This is a genomic window from Ferrimonas gelatinilytica, from assembly GCF_039544205.1.
GTDB classification, from domain to species: Bacteria; Pseudomonadota; Gammaproteobacteria; order Enterobacterales; family Shewanellaceae; genus Ferrimonas; species Ferrimonas gelatinilytica.
The window spans coordinates 44364-57815 of the sequence record NZ_BAABLF010000011.1; the positions used below are offsets into that span (position 1 = coordinate 44364).

General features: G+C 59.8%; 13 protein-coding genes and 2 pseudogenes. 6 read left to right on the forward strand and 9 right to left on the reverse strand.

Annotated features, from left to right (window positions below):
- Positions 1 to 3 precede the first annotated feature (3 nt).
- The 4 genes from accB to ABD997_RS09350 form a co-directional block, all read right to left on the reverse strand.
- A complete protein-coding gene (gene accB / locus ABD997_RS09335) occupies positions 4 to 468 on the reverse strand; it encodes an acetyl-CoA carboxylase biotin carboxyl carrier protein (RefSeq protein WP_345316746.1) in 465 nt (154 codons plus the stop codon).
- Positions 469 to 476: 8 nt separating this feature from the next.
- Entirely contained in the window at positions 477 to 938 is a 462-nt protein-coding gene (aroQ, locus tag ABD997_RS09340; protein WP_345316747.1) for a type II 3-dehydroquinate dehydratase, read from the reverse strand.
- 166 nt (positions 939 to 1104) lie between these two features.
- Positions 1105 to 1521 carry an alternative ribosome rescue aminoacyl-tRNA hydrolase ArfB gene (gene arfB / locus ABD997_RS09345; protein ID WP_345316748.1) on the reverse strand — a complete coding sequence of 139 codons (417 nt, stop codon included), beginning with the start codon at positions 1519 to 1521 and terminating at the stop codon, positions 1105 to 1107.
- Positions 1522 to 1563: 42 nt separating this feature from the next.
- Complete coding sequence (locus tag ABD997_RS09350; RefSeq protein WP_345316749.1) at positions 1564 to 1986, reverse strand: DUF2057 family protein; 423 nt, start codon at positions 1984 to 1986, stop codon at positions 1564 to 1566.
- 586 nt (positions 1987 to 2572) lie between these two features.
- Between ABD997_RS09350 and ABD997_RS09355 the strand changes: the two genes are divergently transcribed.
- From ABD997_RS09355 to ABD997_RS09370, 4 genes and pseudogenes are all read left to right on the forward strand, one after another.
- On the forward strand, positions 2573 to 2857 hold the full coding sequence (locus tag ABD997_RS09355; RefSeq protein ID WP_345316750.1) for a hypothetical protein: 285 nt from the start codon (positions 2573 to 2575) through the stop codon (positions 2855 to 2857).
- A gap of 173 nt (positions 2858 to 3030) precedes the next feature.
- Positions 3031 to 4071, forward strand: a complete 1041-nt coding sequence (locus tag ABD997_RS09360) for a patatin-like phospholipase domain-containing protein (protein WP_345316751.1) — start codon at positions 3031 to 3033, stop codon at positions 4069 to 4071.
- Between the two features lie 85 nt (positions 4072 to 4156).
- Entirely contained in the window at positions 4157 to 4351 is a 195-nt protein-coding gene (locus ABD997_RS09365; protein WP_345316752.1) for a DUF2061 domain-containing protein, read from the forward strand.
- Between the two features lie 143 nt (positions 4352 to 4494).
- Positions 4495 to 4995: pseudogene (locus tag ABD997_RS09370) on the forward strand (LON peptidase substrate-binding domain-containing protein); the annotation flags it as partial.
- On the opposite strand, the gene ABD997_RS09375 reads toward ABD997_RS09370, so the two are convergent.
- From ABD997_RS09375 to cutA, 3 genes are all read right to left on the reverse strand, one after another.
- Entirely contained in the window at positions 4949 to 6643 is a 1695-nt protein-coding gene (locus ABD997_RS09375) for a cation:proton antiporter domain-containing protein (protein WP_425557064.1), read from the reverse strand. The pseudogene ABD997_RS09370 and the gene ABD997_RS09375 overlap by 47 nt on opposite strands.
- Positions 6644 to 6881: 238 nt before the next feature.
- Entirely contained in the window at positions 6882 to 8621 is a 1740-nt protein-coding gene (locus ABD997_RS09380) for a protein-disulfide reductase DsbD (RefSeq protein WP_345316754.1), read from the reverse strand.
- The gene (gene cutA, locus ABD997_RS09385; protein ID WP_345316784.1) at positions 8618 to 8872 is read right to left on the reverse strand and encodes a divalent-cation tolerance protein CutA; all 255 of its coding nucleotides are present in this window, start codon (positions 8870 to 8872) and stop codon (positions 8618 to 8620) included. Before cutA ends, ABD997_RS09380 begins: the two co-directional genes overlap by 4 nt.
- A gap of 242 nt (positions 8873 to 9114) precedes the next feature.
- Between cutA and ABD997_RS09390 the strand changes: the two are divergent.
- Positions 9115 to 9561 (forward strand): annotated as a pseudogene (locus ABD997_RS09390) (FxsA family protein); the annotation flags it as partial.
- A 287-nt stretch (positions 9562 to 9848) separates the two neighbouring features.
- Here the strand turns inward: ABD997_RS09390 and ABD997_RS09395 are convergent.
- Both ABD997_RS09395 and ABD997_RS09400 read right to left on the reverse strand, forming a co-directional pair.
- Positions 9849 to 11249 (reverse strand): anaerobic C4-dicarboxylate transporter, encoded by a 1401-nt coding sequence (locus ABD997_RS09395; protein WP_345316755.1) that lies wholly within the window; start codon positions 11247 to 11249, stop codon positions 9849 to 9851.
- Positions 11250 to 11495: 246 nt separating this feature from the next.
- A complete protein-coding gene (locus ABD997_RS09400; protein WP_345316785.1) occupies positions 11496 to 12872 on the reverse strand; it encodes an MATE family efflux transporter in 1377 nt (458 codons plus the stop codon).
- A 289-nt stretch (positions 12873 to 13161) separates the two neighbouring features.
- Between ABD997_RS09400 and ABD997_RS09405 the strand changes: the two genes are divergently transcribed.
- Positions 13162 to 13452, forward strand: coding sequence for a co-chaperone GroES (locus ABD997_RS09405; protein ID WP_345316756.1), 291 nt, complete (start codon positions 13162 to 13164; stop codon positions 13450 to 13452).

Here is a 13452-nt window from a genome sequence, read left to right on the forward strand (position 1 = left end):
TCCTTACTCAATGATGAACAGCGGCTCGTCAAACTCCACCGGGGAGCCGTTTTCCGCCAGGACCGCTTTTACTACGCCGGACTTGTCCGCTTCGATCTGGTTCATCATCTTCATTGCTTCGATGATGCAGAGGGTGTCGCCTGCATTGACGGTGTCGCCCACCTCAACGAACGGCTTGGCGCCCGGGGTCGGGGCACGGTAGAAGCTACCAACCATGGGGGACTTCACCTGGTGGCCATTGACGACCGGGGCCGCGTCATCGCTGGCCGGTGCAGCGGGGGTGGAGGCCGGAGCTGCGGGCGCCGGTGCAGCGGCGGCCGGTGCTGGGAGGGCGTAGCTCATCGGCATGGGGGCCGCCGCATGGGTGCTGGCGATACGCACGCTCTCCTCACCCTCGGTGATCTCCAGCTCGGCGATACCGGATTCCTGTACCAGTTCGATCAGTTTCTTAATTTTGCGAATGTCCATAATGGCGCTTAATCCTGTTGCTCAGTGTGAGGTTGTTGCAAATAGTGTTTGGCCGCGTCCAGGGCGAAGTGATAGCCCTGGGCGCCCAGTCCGCAGATCACGCCCTGCGCCACATCCGAAAAGTAGGAGTGGTGGCGGAAGGGTTCCCGGGCGTGCACGTTGGATAGGTGAATCTCGATAAAGGGGATGGCCACCGCCAGCAGCGCGTCCCGAAGGGCAACGCTGGTATGGGTAAAGGCAGCGGGGTTGATCAGGACAAAGTCAGCATCGCTCTTGTGGAGAGTGTCGATCAGCTCCGCTTCGCTGTTGCTCTGCGTGTGCGTGAGGGTTAACCCGGCACGCTCGGCTTCGCTGCGCAGCCCTTCAACGATCTCGTCCAAGGTCTGATGGCCGTAGTGACCCGGCTCTCGCCGCCCCAGCAGGTTGAGGTTCGGCCCATTGAGCAGCAGAATTTTCGCTTTGTCAGCCATCGTGTCTCCATCCCCATTAAACCGGAGGCGAAAAGTCGGCATCTTATCTCTTCTAAGAAAAAACGCCGGCTAGGCAGCCGGTTTATGATTTGTGGAGCCATTATAACGACATCAAAGGATTTGGCAGCAGTTTACTGGTCTAATCTCTGCTCAATCGCCGCAATCTTCACTCGTCACGGGTTTGCCGCCGCAGGACCTTGGTTTGGCCGTGGCGCTTCTTGCTGTCGACTCGCCGACGCTGGGAGGCCTTGGTGGGCTTGGTAGCTATCCGTTTTTTGCGCACCACCATCACCTGCTCGATCATCGCTTTCAGCCTCGCCAGGGCGTCCTGACGGTTCATCTCCTGGGAGCGGTATTGCTGCGCCTTGATGATGATTTTTCCCCCCGCGGTGAGGTTGGGATGGGGGCGTTGCAGCAGGCGCTGCTGGTAGATCTCTGGCAGCGAGGAGGCGCGGATGTCAAAAATCAGCTGGATAGCACTGCTGGTCTTGTTCACATGCTGACCGCCGGGACCGCTGGCCCGGATCATCTGGAATTCGAGTTCATGGGCGGGAATGGTAACCCGCTGGGATAGTGTGAGCATGTCGCCATGGTAGCGCCAATGGGGGCTAAATTCATCCGTGGGTTACTGGCTAAGCAGGGCACCCAAAGCCTCGTCGCCAATATAGGTGTCGAAATCCACCGATTTGCCATCTTTTATCAGGTCGATAACCGGGCGGCGCGCATAGCGTTTGGCATCTTCGAGTTTGGTTGGCAGCTTTGCCTGCACCTGATACTTCCCCTGGGCCTTGGCATGAAACACCAGGTAGAAGGGGCGGGACACCACCAATTCATGAAACTCCTTGTGGAAAAGGAAGGGGTTGATGTAACGCAGCGCGACCACCTGCTTGCCTTCTGTCAACGAGAGGCGCTCACTGTGGGGGGAAACTTGGGTGCCATTGAGGGAGGTGGCGTAGAACCCTTTGGGCAGATAGAGGTCGGCGCTCAGGGCCCAAAGCGGCACAAAGCACAGCGACAGGAACAGGGCACAACGGGTTACTCCGGTCATCAGCTCTCCTTTTCCACCGAGGGGGGGGCCACGCCTCCCCCGAGTATAGCCCCCCTCGGTTGGAGGGCTGATGTGCTTCAGATTGAAGCCGGGTAATGGGCGAAGACGGCAACTTGTTTTTACCTGTACGTAACAAATCATGTAACAAATCATGTGTTATTAATTGTGAGTGTGGTTCAGGGGGCGCCCTTTAAGCGGCTTTAGGAGTGAATTTGAACTGCATATTTAGTCCATTTATCCCGATAAAAACTGCGATCTATCTCTTCGGAGATTTACTTTTCTGGTGGAGAAGAAGGGAGAAAAGTTTAAAACCTCGCGATCCCTCTACAAGATGAACTGAATTTAACTAAGTTGTTCTTTTATAGATATTTGGCGGTGTTTTTATCCCTTTACGGCTGTACGCCAGAGTGTGCAGATCGCCTCGGGAAAGGGGCTGGAGGGGCAATGGGGCGATGATATTTCCTCGTCATCAGCAAAAATTTATTGATGAAAAATGCATTCATTGCTTTCGCTTGCGAGTGTATTGTTGCTCCGTGTTAATACCGCGAGTAGGATGATAACCGGGTGTTAACAAAGGAGAGTCCCCATGAAAATTAAATGTGTCGTACTAACGTCAGCTGTCATTGCGTTTTCCGCGGTGGCCAATACTCCAATCACGCGTGAGATGGATCGTCCCTACGTTTCTCAAAACCTGTACCAGGGGGCTGAACTGGCCGCCAAGCAGGAGGAGATGCGCGAACTGGGTGTCCAGTTGAACAGCCGTGAAGGCAGCCCTGAGGTGCTGGCTCAACACGTTGTGGTTGATCCCAAACCGCTGGATCAGCAGGTTCGCGAGGCCAGGGCCCGCGGCGTCTACAAAGGCAGCAAGTGATCCCCGGTATCCGGCCGGTTTCATCACAAGCTCTGCAAAGGTAAACGCCAAAGTGGCGTTTGATCGAAGCCCCGTCGATGTACGGGGCTTTCCTTTTTTCCGGCATGATACCCTTGCAGCCCTGCCCTCAGGGACTCAATGCCCGTTGTTCAAGCAAACTGGAGGAGATCAGGATGTCTCAGCTGCAACTGCTGGCCGGAGCCGAAGCCGCGGCGCAGATCCGCCAACACGGCTTGGTGCCCGAGCTTTTTGACCGGGTGATTGCTGCCAGCGGCGGTCCCAAGTGGCTGCCACTGGCCCAGTTGGATCGCCATCTGCTCTACCGGTTCTTTCCTGGCCAGCAGTCGCTCTCCCTGCTGGGAACCTCCTCCGGTGCCTGGCGCTGTGCAATGATGTGTCACCCCGATGGAGATCAAGCCCATCAGCGGCTGGAGCGCGGCTACATTCACCAACGCTACGAGACCCGCCCGACCCCCGCCGAGGTCGATGAGCAGTGCCATGGATTGCTGGCGGATGCGGTCGATGGTGATGGCCCGGCGCTGCTGGCTAACCCCCATCGGCGCCTGAATATGATCCTGTGCCGGGGGCGCCACCTCAGCGGTAGCGATTCCCGAGCGCTGCAGGTGCTGGGTTTGGGTGGAACGGCTCTGGGGAACCTGGTCAGTCGCAAAGCCCTGCCGCTGTTTTGGCAGCGCTGGCTGCTCAGTGTGGACGCGGAGACCCCCTTTGCACCGATGCGGGATCTGCCAACGAAAAGGGCGCGTCTAAACCAGGCCAACCTGATGCCCGCGCTGCTTGCCACCGGCAGCATCCCCCTGGTGCTTTCCGGTGTGACGTCGCCACCGGGTCTCCCGGCCGGACGGTACTTTGATGGTGGGATTACCGACTATCACCTGGATCTCCCCTCGCTGCGAACCGGTGGTCTGACGCTCTATCCTCACTTCTACTCCCAGGCTACGCCTGGCTGGTTTGATAAGAAACTGGCCTGGCGTCGGGCTGATCGGAATTTCTCCAGGGTGGTGATGTTGGCGCCCAGTGATCAGTTTGTGGCCCATCTGCCCGGGGCGAAACTGCCGGATCGGACCGACTTCTCCCGCTACGACAGTGAAACCCGGATCCGGCTCTGGGAAGCCGCGGTGGCCCAGGGTGCTGCCCTGGTGTCAGCGTTTGAGCAACTAAGGACAGATCCCCTTCGGTACCTGCGTTCGATTTAGCCGATGAGGGTAACCGGGCGCGCCAGATGGATAACCGATGATGATAATGGTTATCATTACCTTGTCTGTTCGGGAGAAATTTACGATGTTGAAGACCACAACCTTTGCCCTGATGCACTTTTCTATCGCGTTTTCGCTGGCGTACTTGATCACCGGCAGCCTGGTGATCGGTGGGTTATTGGCCTTGATTGAGCCTATGGTGAATACCTTAGGCTACGTGCTCCATGAGCGGCTCTGGGCCCGCTTCGGGCACGAAGATTCGGCCATGGCTCAGCGATGAGCGCGTTGCGACGGGACAGTTAAAGGCAGATCTTCCTGGGCTAAGCTCGTGGTCTACACTCGAAAGAGTGGCGAAAACCAAGCTTTTCTCACTCACAATCCGAACAACCCAAGGTGTTTACCACCGCTGTAGCAGGAGGCTCTATGAGCGACATAGAGACTGCGCTGCTCCCCATCGAGGCACCGGTGTTGCCAAAGGGGCGAAAGGAGCTGCGTATCGTTACTCCCGGGCAGCTAAGGATGGTAGCCAACTCACTCAAGGATGAGAATGTGTGGCTGGTCGCGTGCATGAATCGCGATGGGTCGGACATGCCCTGTTACCCTTTAGCCACCCAGGTTCGGGTGGTGGATTTCCATCAGCTGGATGATGACACCCTGGCCATCGTGGTCGAAGGGGTGCAAAAAGTGCGCATCGATGAGGCTTGGGCCGACCATGATGGAGTTTGGCGGGGGCGAGTATTTCCCCTACCAAACTGGCCATCCCGTCCCCTCGGAGACAATTACGCCATGTTAGGGCAGGCGTTACAACGGCTTTACGAAGCTCAGCCTGCCCTGGCGGATCTCTATCCCGAACCCGAGTTGAATGACGCCTGCTGGGTCAGTCAGCGCTGGTTGGAAGTGCTGCCTTTGATTGAGAAGGACAAGCAGATGCTGATGGGACAGCCGGATTGCCGTAAGACGATGCAGTACGTGATGTCTCTGATCCGCTCTCACGGTGTGGCAAATGAGGGCTGAGTTCCAGCACCTGCTCCGCGACACCGGTGCCGGCAGCTTCGTAGATGTTGTAGACGCGGTGGACTCCAAGCTCGTAAAGGGCTTCCTCCTCCTCCGGCCAACGTGATACCGCGGCAATCTGGCCGTGGAACTGGATCTGCGCTAACTGCTCGGCCGTAAAGGTATTTCCGTGGTGGTGCGGCATCGCCAGGATCGCCAGTTCGATGTTGCTGTCGTGTTCCACCTTGTCCCAGAAGTCACTGTCCGTGGCATCCCCAAGAACCACATTACGGCCCGCCTGACGGTGGTGCTCCACCGCCTCCTGTTTGTGATCGATCCCCAGGATCCTGTCCCCGTAATGTTGCCTCAGGTCGTCATAAGCACCGGAGCCGATCCGGCCCATGCCGATGATCAGTACCCGTGGCTGCCCCAGCCGGATAGGTCGCTCCTCCGGGTGCAGCAGCTGCCGTTCCAGGCCACTGAGTCGAATTTTGACCCTCTGGTAAAGCGCCTGGCTTCGGGCAGAGAGGGGGGCGCTGAGGATAAAGCTGAAGGTGACCGCGAGGGCCATCACCCTAAGCCAACTGGCGTCCATGCTACCGGTGGCGATGGCGGCGGTCATGACGATAAGACCAAATTCGGAGAAGTTACCCAGGGTCAGAGTGGCCATGATGGCGCTGCGCAGGCGCAGACGAAAACGGGTCAGCAGGGCCAGGAACAGCGCGCTTTTGACCGGCAGCAGCAGAGTCAGCGCCAGGGCCGCCACGATCTCCGCCCCGTTGGGCAACCCCTGCTGACCGATAGTGAGGAAAAAGGCCACCAAGAAGAGCTCCTTAAACAGGAACAGGGACTTGGACAGTTCGTTTGCCTTGGGGTGGCTGGCCAGCAAGAGCCCCATCACCAAGGCACCCAGGTCGGGCTTGAGTCCCACCAGTTCAAACAGTGCGGCACCCGGAGCAAGAGTCATCGCCAGGCCAAACAGCACCAGAACCTCGCCGTGCCCGGCGCGATCGAGCAGCCTAAACAGCAGCGGGCGGCATAGCGGTAGCAGCAAGAGGCCCAGTGCCCAGACCGAGGGCAGGGCCCCCTTACTGATGGTCAGATAGAGTACGGCGAACAGATCCTGCATGATAAGGATCCCGATGGCGGTGCGACCGTAGAGGGATTGGGTGTCCCCCCGCTCCTCCAGAACCTTGATGGCAAACACCGTACTTGAGAAGCTCAGGGCAAACCCCAGGGTCAGCACCTGTGCCAGCGGCAGGGCGGCAAAAAGGCCGATTCCCAGAAGCCCCAGCAACTTGATGGCGGCCGCAGCGATCACCACCGTGAGGATCAGGTGAAGACTGGCACCGCCCCAGACTTCGGTTCGGATGAGGCTACGCAGATCCAGCTTGAGGCCGATGGCAAACAGCAGCAGCAGTACCCCAAGATCGGCGATGGGCTCCAGCACCGGCAGTGCTTCGATTCCCGCCCCGTAGAGGGCAAAACCGGCCAGCAGGTAACCGATCAGTGGTGGAAACCCGATTAGGGTAACTAGGACGGCCAACATCAGCGGCAGCAGTAACAGCAGGGGATCCATCATGGAGCAACATTCCTTTTTGGGGGCATCGGGGGCGGCGACATTCTACCAGTTTGCCGGGCTACGGGGAGGCCACACCAGGGTGGTTTTTTCCGCCTCGGCCGGTCCGCGGGTTGTCCGTGTCAGCGTGACGGCGAGGCCCGAGCCGAATTGCCGGTCAGCAGAGAGGCTCCTTTTCAGATGGAGAAGCAAAAAAACGCCCGCAGTGGCGGACGTTTTTTATTGGGCAAGCGGATAATTACTGCTTCAGCACCCTATCCAAGTGCTCGGCAAAGGGGCGTGGGCCCATGAAGCCGGTGACCCTGAGCTGGCTCAGCTCGTTGCCTTCGGGGGAGAAGAACAGCAGGGTGGGAAGGCCCAGTACCCGGTAGCTTTCCAGCAGCTCGATATCCTGGACATCGTTGGCGGTGACATCCGCCTGCAGCAGCACCATGTTGTCCGTGCGCTCACGCACCTCCGACTTGGGGAAGGTCTTATGTTCGAACTCTTTACAGGCCACGCACCAGTCGGCGTAGAGATCCAGCATCACCGCCTTCCCTTCGGCGTTGGCCTTGGCGACCTCGCGGTTCAGATCGTCCAGGCTCTTGATGTAAACAAACTCAACCTGGTGTGCTGATTCCTGCTCCATCACCGCGTGAAGGCCGTAGGAGACGCTGCCGAGCAACCCGAGGGAGAGCAGGACGGTGCGAGCCATCTTGAGCCAGCTGAACGCCGTTTTTTTGTTGGCCAGCAGCAGGTAGGCCGCCAGAGCAACGCCCCAGAGTGCCCACAACAGATCCAGCACCATACCGGCGTAGAGGCGGTCCAGCATCATCAGGGCGACGGCGATCATCAGGAAGCCAAACACATGCTTGATGGTTTCCATCCAGGGCCCGGCTTTGGGCAGGAGCTTACCGCCGGAGGTGCCCAGCATCAGCAGGGGTAGGCCCATTCCCATGGAGAGGGCGTAAAGCGCCGCGCCGCCAAGCAGGGTGTCGCCACTTTGCGCCACGTAGATCAGCGCGCCGGAGAGGGGTGCCGTGGTGCAGGGGGAAGCCACCAGGCCTGAGATTAGCCCCATGATGAATACTCCCGCGAAGGAGCCGCCACGTTGCTGGTTCTGGGCCTGGTTGAGTCGGTTCTGCAGGGCCGCAGGCAGCTGCAGGTTATAGAGACCGAACATCGACAGGGAGAGCACCACGAAGAGCACCGCCAGGCTTATCAAAACCGCCGGACTTTGCAACGCCGCCTGGTACTTGACCCCGGCAGAGGCCACCACCAGTCCCAGCAGGGTGTAGGTCAGTGCCATGCCCTGGACATAGGTAAAGGAGAGGGCGAACGCCTTGGAGGTGGTGAGCTTACCTTGTCCACCGATGATGGAGGTGAGGATCGGGTACATGGGGAAGACACAGGGGGTGAATGCCAGCAGTACACCGAGTCCAAGGAAGGTGGCCAAGGTCAGCCACAGGGAGTCACCGGCCAGCATAGCGGCCAGGCCGTCCTGCTGGGTCTGGGCCCCCTCGATGGAGGAGCCGGTCGGGGTCTGCGCTGTCAGGCCACTGTTCTTGGCAACAGCATTGAGAAACACGGTTTTCTTGGTGGGGGGATAACAGAGGATCCCATCGAGACAACCCTGATAGGTGACGGTCACGGTGGCGTCATCGCTGGCCTGGAGAATGGGCAGCGTCACAGTTACCTGGTCGAAGTAGACCGGTTGGTCGCCGAACCAGTCATCGAAGTGGTTCTGTGGGGTGGGGTACAGGGGCTCCCCAAGTACGACCTCTCCCTCGGTCTCAAAGCTGAATTTCTCCTGGTAGAGGTAGTAGTCCTTACCGGCCATGGCCCAGGAGAGTTCGAGCCGATTATCCTGCTGACCGAAGTCAAAGGTGTAGGCTTCCTCTACAGGCAGCACCTGTGGCTCCTGTTTCAGGAAGGAGAAGTTGGCGAAGGCGTGGCCACTGGCCAGCAGCATCAGCAAAAAAGGTAACAGTCTTTTCATGTTGTAAGGTTTTGCTTAATCCATTCCATATACGCTTGATGACCCCAAACAGTGGGCACCGCAATGATCTCCGGCACCTCGTAGGGATGATGCTGCAGGATACAGCGTTCCAGTTCGACCAGGCTGCTTTGCTGGGTTTTGATCAGCAGTTGGCACTCCTGGTCTTCACAAACTGAGCCCTGCCACCGGTACAGAGAGGTGATCCCGGGTACCAGATTAACGCAGGCGGCCAGGTGTTGGCTCAGCAGGATCCTGCCAGGTCCTTGCCACGCTGTTCAGTGGGGCAGGTGCAGAGGACTACCACGGCGTCGCCGTCGTTGCTCAATGTTGTCATACCGAATCGCTCGTGCTTCCTGTTTGCGATAGAGGACAGGGTACGGGATTGTGGGCGCGACTGCACAGTTTGCCTGCGCAAAACATGAGCCTGGCTTGAAATCTGACCCTTGCGGCCCCAGCTTGGTTTCATTCGCGCCGATGAATTTGTGAGGTTGTCTTGTTCTTTCCCCTGTTTTTGCTCTTCGTCGTGGTGCCCGTTGCCGAGATCTATGTGCTGGTCAGCGTGGGATCGGTACTGGGGGCTTTTAATACCATTGCCCTGGTTCTGCTGACGGCCCTGCTGGGGGCGTCATTGGTGCGCAGCCAGGGGCTGGCCACCCTGATGGATGTTCAGCAGCGTCTCTCCCGTGGCGAGATGCCGGGCCAGCAGATCATCGAGGCGATGCTGCTTGCCCTGGCCGGTGTGCTGCTGGTGACGCCGGGATTCGTGACCGACTTCTTCGGTCTGTTGATCCTCACTCCGGTGACCCGTGCCCCCATTGCCCGTTACGTGATGACCCACATGCAGGTGCGCATGGTAGCGAGGGGCGCGGGCGGATTTGAACCCCGTCGCCCTGGCGACGCCCAATCCGGTAACACCATCGAGGGAGACTTTGAGCGTAAGGACTGAGTGACACCGACCCGTTGGCCCCGGCTCTTGGGAATCAGGTCCGAGATCCTCGTTCCTAAGAGCGCTGTGCCTCACAGCGCCCAGTAATTTCCAAGGTAGACGGAGTGAATCACAATTCAGAGCCGTTATTTAGTGTGAAGCTCTGGGGAGCGGGGCCCATTGCGGGGATAACCACGACAGAGGAAAAAACGGGGCCGATTGGCCCCGTTTTGCTGTGTATCCGCGGTTTCGGGCTTGGCCCCGGCATCAGGCGGGGGCGGATCGAACACCTAAAAAACCGGTCAGTACGCCGCTTCCGGCCGGGGGCGCAGGGCGATAAAGGCCAGCAGCGCCATCAGGGCCAGCGCCAACCAGAGGCCAAAGGCGGTGGTGGCCATCAGGTAGCCCAGGACGGTCGCGCTGCCCACCCCGATCAACCCCGGGACCATAAAGCTGTGGTTGAACACGTACTTTCCGATCCGGGTGGTGCCGGAACGATCAAAGTTGATGGCAGCCAGATCGCTCGGGTAGAAGCAGAAGACGAAGTAGGCGTAACAGGCAGGCAGGACACCGATCAATACGTCGGTGGGCAGCCCCAGGGTAAAGCCCATCGGCAACATCACCGTCAGGGTGGCCGCCTGGCTTTTCAGGAAGATGGAGACGGCGAACATCGCCAGGGCGAAGGTCCAGGGGGCGGCCTGCACCATGTCGCCCACCTGCGCCAGGATCATTACCTTGTGTGTCGCCACAATGGTGTCGGAGAACCAGGCGATACCAAACACGGTGATTACCGCGGTCATGCCCGCCTTGAAGACACTGGCTTCGGGAATGGCTGCGGCCTTGATCTTGGTACTCAACAGGATCAAGGCACCCACGGTCAGCATCATGAACTGGATTGCCACCGACATCGACAGCGGCTTGCCGTTGTCCATGGCGGGCAGCAGGGAGGGAAAGAGGGCCACCAGAACGATGGCAGCGATCCCGGCGATAAACACGGCCAAACCGACTTTGGCGGTGCGGTTCACCTCGGCATTGAGGGTGGTGGTGCGATCGCCCTCGATGCGGGCACGCTGCTCCGGATCCGCCAGGCGGGCCTGGAACTCGGGATCTTCTGCCAAATCCTTGCCGCGACGCACACTCCAGGTGGCGGCCAGCAGCATGCCGAGGAAGGTGGCGGGGATGGTGACCGTGAGGATCTCCATCAGGCTAAGGTTCACATCGTTGCTGGCGGCATTGGCCAGGACAACGGCGGCGGCCGCGGCGATGGGGCTGGCGGTGATCCCCATCTGTGAGGCAACCGAGGCGATGGCCATCGGCCGCTCCGGGCGGATCCCCTTGCCGTAGGCTACGTCGTAGATCACCGGCAGCAGCGGGTAGACCGAGTGACCGGTACCCACCAGGGTGGTCAGCGACCAGGTGCAGATGGGGGCCAGGTAAACCACCTTCTCAGGCCGTTTGCGCAGTAAACGCTCTGCCGCCTGCACCAGCAGGTTGAGGCCACCGGTAACCTCCAGTGCGGCGGAGGCCGCGACCACCGCCAGGATGATCATCATCACGCTGACCGGCGGTGACCCCGGGACCAGACCGAAGACGAACGCCAGGATGGAGACCCCCAGTCCCCCCAAAAGTCCGAGGGCCATGCCGCCGAAGCGGATCCCCACAAGAATGATCCCCAAAAGCAGGGCAAAATGGATCCAGAACATCCTCTTCCTCAATCTCTTTGTGAATGGCCCTGCGGGCCTGAAATGCATGCACGGGTAAACTAGCCGCTGCGGTATTTTCGCGGTGTGCGCCGAGTCACAAATCGGGTTGGTGGCGGGAGCTTTTTCTCAAGTGGGCGATGGCCGCTGTGCGTTACATCAATACCTTGGGTGGCCAAACCGCTTTGGCCCGGAGTGGACTGACGGTGGGGGCTGCGCGGGTTGGGGTTGTTCGAAGGGGCTTCTGGGTCAGCGCAGCGGGCGCAGGAAGCGAGCGAGCGGGCGTTGCTCGGTCGTCTCGCTCAGCGAGCCCAGGTGGTGGCGGGCCAGCAGGTAGCTGCCCAGCCCCAGCAGGGTGTTGGCCAGGGCAACCCCGATAAACAGGCCCTCGGCGCCGTTCAGGTAGGCCCCGAGCCAGGCGCCCGGCAGCAGCACCGACAGGCGCAGGATGTTCAGCAGCAAGGCTGGTAGGGGCTGACTCATGGCGTTGAGGGAGATCGCGAGCAGGATCACCACCGCCAGGGCGCCGTAACCCAAGGGCACCCAGAGCAGGAACTGCTCGAGGTAGTGGTGGGTCTGGGGATCGGTGGCAAAGATTGACGCCAGGGGCTCGTTGCCGAGCCAGAGCAGGCCGTAGATCCCCAGTTGTACCAGCACAATGGCGTGGATACTGCCCAACAGCGCTTTGTAGGCCCTATCCTGCCGCCCCGCCCCGAGATTCTGTGCCAGGAAGGGCGCCAGTGCACCGCAGAGGGCGGTGACGCCGATCAGCAGAAAAGACTCAATTCGGATGGCGGCGCCAAAGGCCGCGACCGCGTGAGTATCGATCCTCGCCAGCAGGGCGATGAGAACCGCATTGGCTAGGGGGTTGAGCAGGTTGGAGAGCGTGGCCGGCCGGGCAATATGCAGCAGCGAGCGCCAGTGGCTGCGCAGCCGTGCCGCGCAGGGGCGGGTGATCAATCGATGGCGAACCGCGAGCAGGTACGCGGCTACCAGGAAGCTGAGACTCCAGGCCAGCACGGTGGCCAGGGCCGCCCCTTTGAGCCCCATGGCGGGGATAGGGCCGAGGCCAAACATCAGGATGGGGTCCAGCACCGCGTTGAGCAGCGCCACCAGCACCGTCACCAGGGCTGGGGTAAAGGTGTTACCGGTGGCGCGGATCGCCTGGTTGCCGACGATGGGCAGCACTAGCAGGCCTACCCCCCAGTACCAGATGGTCATGTACTCCTGGGCCAGGGGCAAGAGGCGTTCTGTCCCCCCCAGCAGGCGGAAAAGGCTCTCCTGGGTGAGCAGACCACCAAGGCCCACGGCGGTGACGACCACCAGGGCCAGCAACAGGCCGTGGCTGACAAATTGCTGCGCTTCTTCTCTTTTACCCCGGCCCAACAGTCTCCCCAGTGGCACCGCCATACCGGTGCCCAGTCCCAGCGCGATGGAGATCACCATCAGCGTGGGGGCCAGGGTCAGGCCGAAGGCGGCCAGGGGTTCAGTGCCGAGCCGGGAGATGAAGTAGGCATCGGTCAGTTGAAAGGCGATGAGGCTGAGTACCGCCAGAAGGTTGGGCAGGGTCAGGCGCAGCAGGGTGCGGGTGATGCTGCCATGCAGCAGATCCAGCTCTTTTCCCATTGACACCTCTACGACTCGTGTACTGCCCGGCGGCAATGAAACATCGCCATGCTTTGTGGCTCCTTGGCGGAGCAAAACCCCGGCATGTTAGCAATCCAGGGGGGGGGCGGCAAAAGATATCGCCGCCGTTTAGGCGGCTCGCGTCGATGCCCCTGGGAGAAAAATTTTTTTGTGTTGCCCCTTGTTTTTGTCCGGGGCCGATCCCCATATACCCAATCAGTTGGCAGCTAACTGCCCAACCCGTTGGTTTAAAGAAAAAACACGGAACCGTTCTTAGGAGAGATTACAGATGAAAATCCGTCCGTTGCACGATCGCGTTATCGTTAAGCGCACCGAAGTTGAATCCAAGTCCGCTGGCGGCATCGTTCTGACCGGCAGCGCGGCAGAAAAGTCCACCCGTGGCGAAGTGGTCGCCGTGGGCAATGGCCGCATTCTGGACAATGGCGATGTTAAAGCCCTGGATGTCAAAGTGGGCGATATCGTGATCTTTAACGAAGGCTACGGCGTCAAGACCGAGAAGGTGGATGGCGTCGAGATGCTGATCATGTCCGAGTCCGACATCCTGGCAATCGTTGAATAA